Genomic DNA, 13,407 nt, shown 5'->3' with positions numbered 1-13,407 from the left:
GAGCCTCCTGCCGGAGAGGTAACCTTGGGACCTAGAGGGCACACTACAACTAGGTACAAGTCAAGCGGCTTGGAAGAGATGACTGAAGACAATTCGTCGCCCGGCCTGCACGCGAGCGGTCTGGCGAACATGCACGAGCAGCTGGCGGCCCGGCTCCGCGACCTCGCCACGCGTCTCGGTCCCGGTGGGCGCATGCCCCCGGAGCTGGAGCTCTCCACCGAGTACTCGGTCAGTCGCACCACGGTCCGCCGGGCCGTCGCGACCCTGGTGGCCGAGGGGCTCCTCATCCGCCGTCAGGGGTCGGGCACGTTCGTCACCGAGGGGCGGGTGAGTCATCCGCTGGACAGCCTGCGGCCGGTCGTGTCGATGTTCGCGGGTGCCGGGCGGTACCCGGAGGGGCGGATCCAGCGGTTCGAGTGGACCGAGCACGGCCCCGCGCTGGCCGCGCTGAAGAGCGCCTCCGGGCTGGCGATCCGGCGGGTCTACCTGATCGACGACGTCCCGCAGGGGCTGGTCGACATCACACTGCCCCGGGAGATCGGGGCCCGGATCACCCGGGAGCAGATCGAGGAGAAGCCGATCTACCAGATCCTCGAGCGCGACCTGGGTCTGACGCTGGGGCACGGCGACATGACCTTCGCCAGCATCTCCGCGTCGCCCGATGCGGCGGAGGTCCTCAACGTGCCGGTGGGGGACCCGCTGCTCTCGCTGTCCCGGCTGACCTACGACGACGACGGCCGGATCATCGAGCACGCGAGCTACAGCCTGATCGCGGGGCTGTTCGAGCTGCAGCTGACGGTGCAGGCGAGCGGCCTGGAGGGGATCGACTACTCGTTCAGCCGGCCCGGCCCGAAGATCGTCATGCGGTCCACGTCCGGGGGAGCGGCACCGGCATAAGCGGAGGGCGCTCCGTTTGAGTGGTAGCGTCGGGGTGCGCGGCGCCGCACGGCGCCGTCCGGGTGGAGGGACCGACGATGACCAGCACCGACACTTACCCCGGCGGAGCGGGCACCCTGGCCGGGCGCCCGGTGGCCCGGATCGGCTACGGCGCGATGCAGCTGCGCTGGGCGGAGACCGACGACGAGCCGGTCGCGCTGCTACGCCGTGCCGTCGAGCTGGGTGTGAACCACATCGACACCGCGGAGTTCTACGGCCACGGAGTGGTCAACCGGCGTATCCGGGCGGCGCTCGCGCCGTATCCCGGCGATCTCGTGATCGTCAGCAAGGTCGGGGCCACCGCACACCGGGGCGGGGAGTTCCCGCTGCGGCTGGCCCAGCACCCCGCCGAGCTGCGCGCCGAGGTCGAGGCCAACCTGCGCTCGCTCGGCGTGGAGCGCCTCGACGTGGTGAACCTGCGCCGCGGCGACAGCGGGCCCGGGCTGATCGCCGAGGGCGACCAGATCGTGGACTTCGACGACCAGCTCGCCGAGATGGCCGCGCTGCGCGCGGAGGGCAAGATCGGCGCGATCGGGTTGTCCCACGTGTCGGCCGACCAGGTGCGACGGGCCGCTGGGCTGGGCGTCGTCTGCGTCCAGAACGCCTACTCCCTGGTGGACCGCAGCTCGGAGCCGGTGCTGGCGGAGTGCCGCGAGCGCGGGGTCGCCTGGGTCCCCTACTTCCCGCTCGGCTCCGGATGGGCCGGTGCGCCGAAGGTCGTGGACCTGCCCGAGGTCGGCGCGACCGCCGACCGGCTCGGGATCACGCGCTCGCAGGTCGGCCTGGCCTGGCTGCTGGCACACGCCGCGGAGACCCTGCTCATCCCCGGCACGCGGAGCATCGCCCATCTCGAGGAGAACCTCGCCGCGGGCGACGTCGCTGTGACCGACCCGCTGTGACCGCGTTGCTGTGACGATCCGCGCCGGTCGACCCGCGCCGGCCGACCCGTGCCGGCGGATCCGTGCCGGCGGATCCGTGGTGACCGACCCGCGCTGACCGTTCCGCGGTGGCGGACCGGCCGCGCGAGCCGTCTCCACCTTTCGACGGCACCGCCCGGAGTCGATCCTTCGCCGCTCGAACCACCCGCCGTCGCCGCACAGACTTCGGGTCATGACGATCCAGAACGAGAGGCCCCGGCACGCACCCCCGGTGCGGTCCGGGCGGGGCGTGGCGGGCCTGATCCGCCGTCGGCCGCTGACCGCCTTCTGCACGCTCGCGCTCGGCATGAGCTGGCTGGCCTGGCTGCCCTACGTGCTGTCGGAGAACGGCATCGGCGTGTGGTCCTTCCGGTTCCCCGAGCTGCTGGGCACCGCCCAGTTCCTCGGCGTGCTGCCCGGTGCCTACCTGGGACCGATCGCCTCGGCGGTGCTCGTCACGGCGATCGCCGACGGCCGCCCGGGCCTGCGGCGCTGGGTCGGGCGGATGTGGCGCTGGCGGGTGAGCGGGCGGTGGTACGCGGTGACCCTGCTCGGTGTCCCGGCGGCCATGGTCGCGACCGGATACGTGTTCTCCGGCGGCCAGATCGCCGCCCCGACGACGATGGCGCTCGCCGCCTACATCCCCGGCCTGCTGATCCAGATGCTGACCACCGGCCTGGCCGAGGAGCCCGGCTGGCGCGACTTCGCGCTGCCCCGGCTGCAGCGCCGCTTCGGGCCGCTGACCGGGTCGATGATCCTCGGACCGCTCTGGGCCCTCTGGCACGTCCCGCTGTTCCTCACCGACTGGGGCGGCTACCCGGACGCGGGCTGGGTCCGCCCGGTCGCCTTCACCGTCTTCTGCGTGGCCTTCAACCTGGTGATGACGTGGGTGTTCAACCGGACGGGGGAGAGCCTCCCGCTGTCGATGCTGCTGCACGTGAGCGTCAACAACTTCGCGTCGATCGTGTGGGCCGACATGTTCCCGACGATCGACGCCGACGGTGCGATCGTGGCGATGGCGGGGGGTGCGGTGGTCGCCGCCGTCGTGGTCGTGGCCGGCACCCGGGGGCGGCTCGGCTACCGCGTACCGGCCGCGTGACCGGGTCCCGCCGCCCCCGCGGCCCCGCTCAGGCCGGCGGCCCGGGGACGGCGACGACCCGGTTCTGGTACGCCCACACGACGGCCTGCAGGCGCGAGGTCACCCCGAGCTTGGGCAGCATCCGGGCCAGGTGCGACTTCACCGTCGACACCTCCACCACCAGCGCCCGCGCGATGTCCTCGTTGGACATCCCCTGGGCGAGCAGCAGCAGGATCTCGTGCTCGCGCGGCGTGAGCAGGTCCTCCACCCGCCGGCCCGCCACCGGCTGCAGGCTGCGCCGCTGCACGAACTCGCGCAGCACCCGCCGGGTCAGCGTCTGGTCGATGGTGCCCTGCCCGGCGACCACCTGGTGCACCGCGCGCACGATGTCGTCGGGGTCGCTGTCCTTGAGCAGGAACCCCGAGGCGCCCGCCTCCAGCGCCCCGAAGACGTAGTCGTCCAGGTCGAACGTGGTCAGAACCAGCACCGGGACCACGACGGCGGCGTCCGGCCCGGACAGCTCCCTGGTCACCTCGATCCCGTTGCGACCCGGCATCCGGATGTCGAGGCAGGCGATGTCCGGCCGCAGCTCCCGGGCCATCGTGAGTGCCTGGTCGCCGTCCTCGGCGACACCGACGACCTCGAGGTCCGGTTCGGCGCCGAGCAACGCGCTCAGCCCGGTCCGCACGAGGTGCTGGTCGTCGGCGATGAGCACGCGGATCATGCGGTGTCCTTCCCGGACGACGGCGGTACGGCGGGCACCGTACCGACGACGTCGGGTGGCGGGAGCCGCAGCCCGACCTCCCAGCCGCCGTCCGCGGTCGGCCCGTGCACGAGACCGGCGCCGACCAGCCGGGCCCGCTCGGCCATGCCGAGCAGCCCGAACCCGCTGCCCGGCCCGGGATCGGGTCCGGTGGCGCGGCCGTTGCGGACCGACAGGCCCACCCCGCCGTCGGGCAGCGCCTCGACCCGCACCGTGCACGGTGCGCCCGGTGCGTGCACGGCGGCGTTCGTGAGGGACTCCTGCACCGTGCGGTGGGCGACGAGCTGGGCCAGCGGACCGGGCTCCGGCAGGTCCTCCGGAAGGTGCAGGGCGACCTCCGCCCCGGTCGCGCGGTGCCCCTCCACCAGCGTCGCGATCGTGGCGAGGGTGGCGACCGGCCGGTTCACGTCGGCGTCGCTGCGCAGCAGGCCGACCAGGCGCCGCAGGTCGTCGAGGACGGCCCGGCTCTGTTCGCGGACCTGTGCGGCGGACCGCTTCGCCGCCGCCGGGTCGGTGTCGACCTGCCGCCCCATCGCCGCGGCCAGCACCGCGATCCCGGACATGTGGTGGGCGGCGATGTCGTGCAGCTCCCGCGACATCGCCGCCCGCTCGCGCGCCGTCACCGCCTGCAGCAGCGCGTCCTGCTCGCGGCGCAGGGCCCGCACCTCGTGGCGGCGCGCCTCGGCCGCGGCCCGCTGCGCGGCGAGCGTCGACCCGAGCAGCAGCGGCAGGCCGAGCACGACGAGCGCCTGGCCCGCGCCACCGACGGCGGCCGTGCCGACGTCGACCCCGGTGCGGACGCTGCTGCCGAACTGCCCGGCGGCCAGCAGCACGCCGGCCAGCACGAGGTAGGGCCACCAGCCGCGCAGCGGCCGGGCCACGACGGCGACGAACACGGCCGCGATCTCGGCGATCGCGGTCAGGGTGAACACCGATCCCGGCTCGGCCCAGACCAGCGCCACCGGCAGGCCGGTGATCAGCGGCAGCACGACCGCCGGTGCCCGGGCCACGAACGCCACCAGCACGGCCTGCGCCAGCAGCACCGCGGTGACGGCCCACCAGCCGGGACCGCCCGGCGACGGCGCCGAGCCCAGCGACGGGTCGTCGGCGGCGACGACGGGCAGCACCAGCAGCAGCACCAGCGAGAACACCGCGCAGGCCGCGGCGGTCACCAGGTGTGCCGGTCGGGGCACGGCCACGGTCAGAGCATCTCGTGACGGCGCAGGTCGGCCACGTACTTGGCGACCAGCCCGCGGTCCAGGCGGGGCACGTCGGCGTGGCCGCCCGGCCGGGCAGCGCGGACCGCCGCACGGAACCGCTCGACCGGCACCGGGGCCGAGCCGGCCGCACCCTCCCGGTCCAGGTAGGCCAGCGCGGGCAGGATCGACCCACGTCGCCGGCGCTCCGGCAGGGCTCGCAGCGCCGTCTCGGTCCGGCTGCGCCACGCGTCGTGCTCCGCGAGCCGGGTGATCGGGTGCCCGTCCTCGACCAGCCAGTCGACCACGTCGTCCAGCGACGGTCCGTCCGCGTGCGGGTTGGCCATGTGGAACGTCCGGAAGTCCCGGCTCGGTGCGGCCCCGAGCGCCGCGACGGCCGCGGCGGCGAAGTCGACCGGCAGGCCGTCGTAGGGCCGGGCCGCCGACCCCGGGGCGAAGGAGCCCGGGGCGATCCCGGTGGTGAGGACGCTCGACAGCAGCCTGGTGAAGACGTCGGTGGTGTTGAGCTGCCCGGCGTAGCCGGGGTGGGCGAGCAGCATCGAGGACCGGAACACGGTGACGGGCAGCCCGTAGCGCTCGTGCGCCGTGCGGAGCAGCACCTCGCCGGCCCACTTGCTGGTGGCGTAGCCGCTCGCGTAGTCCGCGCTCGGCGTGCGCTGCGGGCTCACCTCGCGGATGTCGCCCTGCTCGTCGAACCGCGCGGGGTCCATCTGGTCGGCGACGGCGACCGAGGAGAGGAAGGTGACCGGCTTGAGCCGCCCGGTCAGCGCGAACCGGAGGACCTCCGCGGTCCCGGCGACGTTCGGGGCGAACAGCTGCTCGTAGGGCAGCGCGTGGTTCACCAGGGCGCCGGGGTGCACCACCGCGTCGACCCGGTCGGCCAGATCCGCCCAGGTCCGCTCGTCCAGGCCGAGCCTCGGGGCGCCGAGGTCACCGGCCAGCACCTCGAGCCGGTCCGCCGCCCGCTCGCCGAAGCGCCGCTCCAGCTCCGGGTCCCCGGACAGCGCCTCGTCGAGGCGGCGGCGGGCGGCCGCGTCGTCCGCGGCGCGGACCACGCACACCACGCTCCCGCCGGCCGGCGAGACGCGCTCCAGCCACTCCAGGCACAGGAACCGGCCGAGGAAGCCGGTCGCGCCGGTGAGCAGCACGGTCCGCGGCGGCGCCGCCGGCGGCGCGGGCAGCGCGGCGGCGGCCGCCAGGACCGCCGCGTCGACGAACCGCTCCGGCTCCAGGTCCGCGGCCCGGACGACGCCGGCGCCCGGGCCGTGCACCGCGGCCGCCGTGGCGAGCCGGTCGGCGGACCGCTGCCGGTCCCGGACGTACGCGGCGATCGAGCGCAGGTCGGCCGCCGGGTCGACGAGCACGCTCGCCGGGACCTCGACGCCCAGCACGTCACCCAGCAGCGCGGACAGCGAGACGGCGGTGAGCGAGTCCCCGCCCAGGTCGACCAGCCGGGCGCCGGGCACGGTGTCGGCGGCCGGGCACCGCAGCCGGGCCCGCACGACCCGGGCCACGACCTCCTCCGGTGCCAGGCCGGCGGCCCGCTCCCGCAGCGCCGCCAGCTCGTCGGACTCCGTGCGGGCGTGCTCGTCGTAGAGCCGGTCGAGCTGCTCGCCGTAGCGCGCCCGCAGCTGGGGGCGCAGCAGCTTGCGCACGTCGGACAGCAGGCCGTTCGCGAGGTCGAAGGGCTCCCGCTCGACGAGCACGTCGCGCGGGGTCTCGTAGCCCTCCAGCCCGGCGGCCCGCGCCGCACGGCGCAGTGCCTCGACGGACCGGTCCCGCAGCTGCTCGTCGGACAGTGCGGCGTCGAGCAGGTGCCGGGCCGGGACGACCACGGCGAGCAGGTAGGACCGCTCGCTGTCGCCGTGGACGAAGACCTGCTCGATGTCGGCGTCGGCCGTCAGCGCGGCCTCGACCCTGGCGAGCGCGACGAAATGGCCCTGGGACAGCTTCTGCACCGTGTTGCGGCGGTCGAGGTGCACGAGCCGGTCCGGGCCGGTCCGGGCCACGATGTCGCCGGTGCGGTAGAAGCCCTCCTCGTCGAACGCGGCGGCGGTCGCCTCGGGCCGGCCGTGGTAGCCGGCGAACATCCGGGTGCTGCGGACCAGCAGCTCGCCGCGGGGGTACGGCCGGTCGGTGGAGAAGTAGCCGAACTCGGGCACGTCGACGAGCTTGTAGTCGATCGTCGGTGGCCGGCTCACGGTGCCGTTCACCACGACCATCCCGCACTCGGTGGCGCCGAACCCCTCCACCAGGGGGACACCCAGGCACGCCTCGGTGAAGGCCTTCGTGGCCGCCGAGACCGGTGCGCCGCCGACGAACGCCTGCAGGATCCGCCCGCCCAGCACCCGGTCGCGCAGGTCGGCGAGCACCTCGGCGGTGTCGGTCCCGTCCGGCTCGCGCCCGCCCCCGGTGCGCAGCTGCAGCCGGGCGCGGTACAGGTCGTGGAGCATGTCGAGCACCCGCGGCACCGTGGTGATGCCGGTCGGGCGCACGAGCGCGAGGTCGTCGAACAGCGTCGACAGGTCGCCGCTCGCCGCGAACATGTTCGTGCCGCCGCGGCCGAACGTGCTCAGCACCGCGTGCCGGCCCATGAGGTGGCTCATCGGCAGGTAGGCGAGCGAGATCGCCGGCAGCGAGGTGGTGATGCCCTCGCCGTTCAGCAGGGCCAGGACCAGCCGCTGCGGGTACATGGCGCCCTTGGGCACACCGGTGCTGCCGGAGGTGTAGGACAGCAGCGCCAGCCGGTCGGCGGGCTCCGCGGGCTCGAACAGCGGGACGAACGGGACACCGGCGTGCCCGGCCAGCACCTCCTGCACCGTGCGGACCTCGCGACCGGAGGGCCGCAGCGCCGCGCGGGCCGTCTCCAATCGCTCGCGGTGGTCGTCGAGCCGCGGGTCGTGGTCGAAGACCAGCACCTCGCGCAGCGCCGGGCAGCCCTCGGCCGGCCCGGTCGCCGCCGCGAGGCAGTGCGTGCTCACGGCGAGCACGCGGGCCCCGGTGTCCCCGGCGATCCCGCGCAGCTGCGCCTGCGGGGCACCCGGCTGCAGCGGGACGGCGACGGCCCCGAGCGCGATCACCGCGAGATCGACGAGCGCGTAGTCCGCGCTGGTGAAGCCCAGCGTCGCGACCGGGTCGCCGGCGCCGACACCGAGCCGGGACCAGGCGGTGGCCAGCGTGCGCGCCCGGTCCCACACCGCGGCGTAGGTCACGGTGGCGAAGGTGTCCCCGAGGGTGCCGGTGACCCGGCCGGTCGACGGGTCCACGACGGCCGCCACCTCGCGCCATCCGACCGCCGCGCGGTCGGCGTAGCCGCGCATCAGGCGGTCGATGCTCGTGGCGAGGCTCAGCCCGGGTTCGGTCGCCGCCGCCCGCACGTCGTCGTCCGGGCGGGCGGCACGGAACTCCGCGTCGTGCCGCCCCAGCTCCGCCGCGAGAGCGGCGGAGCGCTCGGCGAGCGCGGCCGCGCCCGCTGCCGGGGTCGCCTGGGTCGTCGCCGGGGTCGTGGTCATCGGGCCGCCCACTCGTCGTCGGTGCTGGTCGTGTGCGCGGAAGGTACCGGGGAACCCCGACATCCACCCGGCAGCGGTGCCCGTGTCCCGCGACGGGGTTCACGCACCGTGGGCGTAGGGTGCCGCAGCGTCGTCGAGCCGATGGTGTTCGCAGGGGAAGATCCCCGGAATCCCGCCGGGACGACGGCCGGTGCCGTCCGGTCCGTGCGGCGGTGCCAGGGTCGCCGCGTCGCGGATCGGGGTGCGCAGCAAGACATCCCGTCCGGTCCCCGTCCGATCACCGCCCCGCGGTGCCCGGCCACACACTGCGAGGAACGCCATGACCCCCGATCGCACCCCCACCGGCCGCCCCGACGAGCGCACCCACGTCGTCGTCCTGGGGGCCGGCTACCTCGCCATCTGGTCCGCCCGCGCGCTCGTGCGGCACGGACGCGGCCGGCTGCGGGTCACGGTCGTCGCACCGTCGCCGGTGCACGCCTTCCACGGGTGGACCGGTGAGGTCATCTCCGGTGAGCTGCCGACGACGGCGCCGCACAGCCCGATCGCCGAGGCTCTCCCGCGGGCCACGCACGTGCGCGGGAAGGCCGTCCGGGTGGACCGGGAGGCGCGCACGGTCGAGGTCGAGCTCACCGACGGCGGCAGCACCCGGCTGGAGTACGACCAGCTCGTCGTCGGCGTCGGTGCGCAGGAGAAGGTGGACCTGGTCCCCGGCATGGCCGAGCACGCGTTCACCCTGCGGGAGGCGATCCGGGCCGGCCGGCTCGTCGAGCACCTCGACGAGCGCGTCGCGCAGGCCCGCGCGGTGCCGGCCGGCGAGCGGGCCGACGGGGCGCTGGACGTGGTCGTCGTCGGTGGCGGGCTGGCCGGTGCCGAGACCGCGATCGCGATCGCGCAGCGGCTGGAGCGCAACGGTGCCCGCACCGAGGGCGGCCGGGTGCGGGTGGTGTCGGCCTCGGAGACGATCGGCCGGGAGTTCTCCCCGGCGCTGCGCGCCCGGCTGGTCGCGGCGCTCACCGCGAACGGCATCGAGGTGCTGGCCCCGGCCCGGGTGGTCCGGGTCGCCGCGGACGGCGTCGAGCTGTCCGACGGGACGTGGATCGCGGCGACGACCACGGTCGCGACGGTCGGGAACCGGGCGGTGTCGGTCCCCGGCCTGGACGACCTGCCGCGCAGCGAGCAGGGCCGCCTGGTCGTCGACGACACGTTCCGGGCCGCCCCGCGGGTGTGGGCCGGCGGGGACGCGGCCGAGATCCCGCTCCCGTCGGGCGAGCCGTGCCCGAAGGACGCGGCCTGGGCCATCGGCCAGGGCAGCTGGCTGGGTCGCAACGTCGCCCTCGTGCTCGCCGGCCGGGACCCGCGCCCGTTCACCTGGCGCAGCGTCGGGGTCACCGCCGGGCTCGGTGGTGGCGAGGCCCTGCTCGATGCGTGGGGGATGCCGTTCCACGGCCGGATGGCCTGGATGTCGCGGGCGATGTTCTTCGGCTCCTACCTGCCCTCGCGGCGCCAGCTCGGCCGGGTGCTGAACGGGCTCGTGCGGTCCCGCACGAGGCGGGCACGCCCGGCGGTCGGCGCCGCCACCCCGGACACCGCCCGCTCGGGCAGGTGAGACGGACCGCGGGGGAGGGCGGTCGGTGACCGCCCCGCTCCGTGTTGCGGGGGGCGGTGCCGTGCAGGAGGCTGCCCCGGTGATCCTCGAGCTCCGGCTGGTGGCGCGTCTGCACCTCGACCTGTGCCGGATGTGGTCGTCCGCCTGTCGGTGACCGGGTGAGACCGCCGGTGCTCCGTGCGCAGCGCCGGGACGCCGACTCGACGACCACCGAGAGGACGTGCCCTTCGTGGCCGATCCGCCCCCTGCCGTGGCCCGGCCACGGCACCTCCGCCTGTTCGTGGCCCTGCTCGCGCTCCTGCTCGCCGGCTCCGGCTGCGCTTCGACCGGGAACGACGGCGCCACCGTCCGGATGGCGCAGTTCCCGTGGAGCGCCGCGAAGCTGACCAACGCCATCCTGGCCGAGGTCGTCGCGACCCATCCCGAGCTGGGCGTCGGGGAGCTGAAGACGATCCAGGTCGGGCCGGCGACCGCCTGGGCGGGTGCCCAGCGCGGCGACGTCGACGCCCTCACCGAGGTCGCGATGCCCAACCAGTCCGAGCTGGCCGCGAAGGCCGCGGACCGGATCGAGCTGGTGCACCCGACCTACTCCGGTGCCGAGCAGGGCTGGTACGTGCCGAGCTACGCCACGGAGCCCGGCCAGCCGCTCGCCGGGCTCACCGACGTGGGCCAGCTCAACGACTACGCCGACGCGCTCGGCGGCCGGCTCGTCGACTCCGACCCGAGCTTCCTGACCACCGAGTACAACGCCAAGCGCCTGGCCGGCTACGGGCTGGACCTGGAACAGGTGACCTCCAGCGAGGCGGCGCAGATCGCCGAGCTGCGCCGGGCCTACGAGCGCCGCCAGCCGATCCTGGTCTACCTCTACCGGCCGCACTACATCTTCCAGGAGCTGCAGATGACCAAGCTCTCGGAGCCGAACCCGGCCCGCGACGACTGCTACACCACCGGCGACGGCGCCTGCGCGATGCCGGCGTACTCGGCGTGGACGGCGGGCAGCACCGAGCCGGGTGCGCTGCCCCCGCGGTTCGACGCCCTGCTGCGGCGCCTGGAGATCCCGCTGGCCGACGTCGAGGAGATGCTCAAGCGGGTGGACGTCGACAACGAGGACGTCGAGCTGGTGGCCGGGGACTACGTCGCGGCGAACCCCGACCGCGTCCGGGCCTGGGTCGGTGACGCCGCATGATCGAGGTCCGCAACCTCACCAAGGTCTTCGGCGACGCCGCGGCGGTCGACGAGGCCGTGCGCCTCGCCGGTGACGGCGTCGGCCGGGGCGAGATCCTGCAGCGCACCGGCGCCACGCTGGCCGTGCACGACGTCTCCTTCGACATCGCCCCCGGCGAGCTGTTCGTGATCATGGGCCTGTCCGGCTCCGGGAAGTCGACGCTGGTCCGGCTGCTGAACCGGCTGATCGAGCCGACCTCGGGCTCGATCGGGGTCGACGGTCGCGATCTCGGCTCGCTCGGCGACGCGGAGCTGCGCACGCTGCGCAACGAGCGGATCGCGATGGTGTTCCAGCACTTCGCGCTGCTGCCGCACCGCACGGTCCGGCAGAACGCCGAGTACGGCCTGCAGATCCGCGGTGTCGCCGCGGCGCAGCGCCGGGAACGGGCCGAGTGGGCGCTCGACCAGGTCGGGCTCGCCGACCGGGCCGACGCGACACCCGCCCAGCTCTCCGGCGGCATGCAGCAGCGGGTCGGGCTGGCCAGGGCGCTGGCCAGCGACACCGACGTCCTGCTGATGGACGAGCCCTACTCCGCCCTCGACCCGCTGATCCGTCGCGACATGCAGCAGCTGCTGGTCCGGCTGCAGAAGGACCTGCGGAAGACGATCGTCTTCATCACCCACGACCTCAACGAGGCCATGCTGCTGGGTGACCGGATCCTGCTGCTCAAGGACGGGCGGCTGGTCCAGGTCGGCACCGGCCCGGAGATCCTGGAGTCCCCGGCCGACGACTACGTGGCCGAGTTCGTCGCCGACGTCGACCGCAGCCGGGTGCTCACCGCCGCGGACGTCGTCGTGGAGCCGCGGATCACCGTCCGGCTCGACGAGCGGCCGGCCGACGTGCTCGTCCGGCTCGGCCGGGCCGAGGCCACCGGTGCCTACGTCCTGGACGACGACCACCGCATCCTCGGGGTCGTCCGGGACGACCGGCTGGGCGTGGCCGCGGCCCGCCACGCGACCGCGATCGAGCCCTCGGCGCTGGTCGAGGAGTTCCGGACCACCGAGCCGGACCGCCCGCTGATCGACCTGCTGCACCAGGTCGGCCGCAACCCGGTGCCGCTCGGCGTCGTCGAGGACGGCCGGCTGACCGGCGTCGTCCCGCGCGGGGTCGTGCTCGCGGCACTGTCGACCGAGGACGCACCGTCCGCACACGAGTCCGCCGGTGCCCCGGCCGACGGGGGGAACGCCTGATGCCCAGGATCGAGCTCGGGAGCTACATCGAGGCCTTCGTCCTGTGGCTGCTGCAGGTCGCCGGCGGGTTCTTCGACGGCATCGGCGCGGTCGTCACCGTCGTCGTGGACGGGGTGACGACGGTCTTCACCGGACCGCCGTGGTGGTTGTGGCTGGTGCTGCTGGTCGCGCTCGCGCTGCTGGTGCGCGGCCCGGCGTTCGCCGCGTTCACGCTGGTCGGATTCGCGCTGGTGTCGTCGTTCGACCTGTGGACCGAGACGATGGAGACGTTCGGCCTGGTACTGGTCGCGGCGCTGATCGCGGTCGCCGTGGGCATCCCGCTCGGCATCTGGGCCGCGCGCAGCCCGGCGGCGAGCCGCACCCTGCGGCCGCTGCTCGACCTCATGCAGACCGTCCCGGCGTTCGTCTACCTGATCCCGGTCGTGCTGCTGTTCGGCATCGGTGTGGTGCCCGGCGTCGTGGCGACGATCGTGTTCTCGATCGCGCCCGCGGTGCGGCTCACCGAGCTGGGCATCCGCGGCGTCGACGGCGAGGTCGTCGAGGCGGCCCACGCGTTCGGCGCCCATCCCCGGCAGATCCTGCGCGAGGTGCAGCTGCCGATGGCGCTGCCGTCGATCATGGCCGGGGTGAACCAGGTGATCATGCTGGCGCTGTCGATGGTCGTCGTCGCGGGGCTCGCGGGGGCCGACGGTCTGGGCACCGTCGTCGTCAGCGCGGTGACCCAGCTCGACATCGGCACCGGTGCCGAGGGCGGGCTGGCGGTGGTGATCGTCGCGATCTTCCTCGACCGCTTCACCTCGGCGCTGGCGGAGCGGCCCGGGTCGAGCCTGCTCACGACGCTGCGCGCCCGCTCGAACCCGGCCGCCACCCCGGGCGCGGCCGCCGGCCTGGGAGTGGCGACCGCGGCAGCCGGCGCGGGTCGCTGAGCGGCCCCGCACGGCCGGCCGGCGCCGGTCCGGCGCC

Annotated in this window: 10 protein-coding genes; 7 read left to right on the top strand and 3 right to left on the bottom strand. The window is 74.8% G+C overall.

Annotated elements, in window-relative coordinates; all coding sequences use genetic code 11:
• Positions 1-78: 78 nt before the first annotated feature.
• The 3 genes from AFB00_RS33615 to AFB00_RS27810 all read left to right on the top strand — a co-directional run bounded on the left by AFB00_RS33615 (position 79) and on the right by AFB00_RS27810 (position 2,952).
• Positions 79-897, top strand: a complete 819-nt coding sequence (locus tag AFB00_RS33615; RefSeq protein ID WP_197519685.1) for a GntR family transcriptional regulator — start codon at positions 79-81, stop codon at positions 895-897.
• Positions 898-974: 77 nt separating this feature from the next.
• Entirely contained in the window at positions 975-1,835 is an 861-nt protein-coding gene (locus tag AFB00_RS27815) for an aldo/keto reductase (protein ID WP_068800747.1), read from the top strand.
• Positions 1,836-2,046: 211 nt separating this feature from the next.
• Entirely contained in the window at positions 2,047-2,952 is a 906-nt protein-coding gene (locus tag AFB00_RS27810) for a type II CAAX endopeptidase family protein (RefSeq protein ID WP_083275877.1), read from the top strand.
• Positions 2,953-2,980: 28 nt separating this feature from the next.
• Here the strand turns inward: AFB00_RS27810 and AFB00_RS27805 are convergent, their stop codons facing one another.
• The 3 genes from AFB00_RS27805 to car are packed head-to-tail and all read right to left on the bottom strand — an operon-like array spanning position 2,981 to position 8,423.
• Entirely contained in the window at positions 2,981-3,655 is a 675-nt protein-coding gene (locus tag AFB00_RS27805; protein ID WP_068799639.1) for a response regulator, read from the bottom strand.
• Complete coding sequence (locus tag AFB00_RS27800) at positions 3,652-4,893, bottom strand: sensor histidine kinase (protein WP_068799638.1); 1,242 nt, start codon at positions 4,891-4,893, stop codon at positions 3,652-3,654. Before AFB00_RS27800 ends, AFB00_RS27805 begins: the two co-directional genes overlap by 4 nt.
• Before the next feature lie 2 nt (positions 4,894-4,895).
• Positions 4,896-8,423, bottom strand: coding sequence for a carboxylic acid reductase (gene car / locus AFB00_RS27795; protein WP_083276177.1), 3,528 nt, complete (start codon positions 8,421-8,423; stop codon positions 4,896-4,898).
• A 319-nt stretch (positions 8,424-8,742) separates the two neighbouring features.
• Between car and AFB00_RS27790 the strand changes: the two genes are divergently transcribed.
• The 4 genes from AFB00_RS27790 (at position 8,743) to AFB00_RS27775 (ending at position 13,370) form a co-directional block, all read left to right on the top strand.
• Positions 8,743-10,029, top strand: a complete 1,287-nt coding sequence (locus tag AFB00_RS27790; RefSeq protein ID WP_068799637.1) for an NAD(P)/FAD-dependent oxidoreductase — start codon at positions 8,743-8,745, stop codon at positions 10,027-10,029.
• 229 nt (positions 10,030-10,258) lie between these two features.
• Positions 10,259-11,215 carry a glycine betaine ABC transporter substrate-binding protein gene (locus AFB00_RS27785; RefSeq protein ID WP_068800744.1) on the top strand — a complete coding sequence of 319 codons (957 nt, stop codon included), beginning with the start codon at positions 10,259-10,261 and terminating at the stop codon, positions 11,213-11,215.
• Positions 11,212-12,444 carry a quaternary amine ABC transporter ATP-binding protein gene (locus tag AFB00_RS27780; protein WP_068799636.1) on the top strand — a complete coding sequence of 411 codons (1,233 nt, stop codon included), beginning with the start codon at positions 11,212-11,214 and terminating at the stop codon, positions 12,442-12,444. Before AFB00_RS27785 ends, AFB00_RS27780 begins: the two co-directional genes overlap by 4 nt.
• On the top strand, positions 12,444-13,370 hold the full coding sequence (locus AFB00_RS27775; RefSeq protein ID WP_068799635.1) for an ABC transporter permease: 927 nt from the start codon (positions 12,444-12,446) through the stop codon (positions 13,368-13,370). Before AFB00_RS27780 ends, AFB00_RS27775 begins: the two co-directional genes overlap by 1 nt.
• The last annotated feature ends 37 nt before the right edge of the window (positions 13,371-13,407 follow it).

This window comes from Pseudonocardia sp. HH130630-07, from assembly GCF_001698125.1.
Classification (GTDB): Bacteria; Actinomycetota; Actinomycetes; order Mycobacteriales; family Pseudonocardiaceae; genus Pseudonocardia.
The sequence above is the reverse complement of the archived record's forward strand: the minus strand, read 5'-3'. Positions and strand labels throughout refer to the sequence as shown.

Coding starts and splice junctions, on each gene's coding strand:
- AFB00_RS27780 (WP_068799636.1), top strand. CDS start 11,212: ATGATCGAGGTCCGCAACCTCACCAAGGTCTTCGGCGACGCCGCGGCG.
- AFB00_RS27815 (WP_068800747.1), top strand. CDS start 975: ATGACCAGCACCGACACTTACCCCGGCGGAGCGGGCACCCTGGCCGGG.
- car (WP_083276177.1), bottom strand. CDS start 8,423: ATGACCACGACCCCGGCGACGACCCAGGCGACCCCGGCAGCGGGCGCG.
- AFB00_RS27790 (WP_068799637.1), top strand. CDS start 8,743: ATGACCCCCGATCGCACCCCCACCGGCCGCCCCGACGAGCGCACCCAC.
- AFB00_RS27805 (WP_068799639.1), bottom strand. CDS start 3,655: ATGATCCGCGTGCTCATCGCCGACGACCAGCACCTCGTGCGGACCGGG.
- AFB00_RS27810 (WP_083275877.1), top strand. CDS start 2,047: ATGACGATCCAGAACGAGAGGCCCCGGCACGCACCCCCGGTGCGGTCC.
- AFB00_RS33615 (WP_197519685.1), top strand. CDS start 79: ATGACTGAAGACAATTCGTCGCCCGGCCTGCACGCGAGCGGTCTGGCG.
- AFB00_RS27775 (WP_068799635.1), top strand. CDS start 12,444: ATGCCCAGGATCGAGCTCGGGAGCTACATCGAGGCCTTCGTCCTGTGG.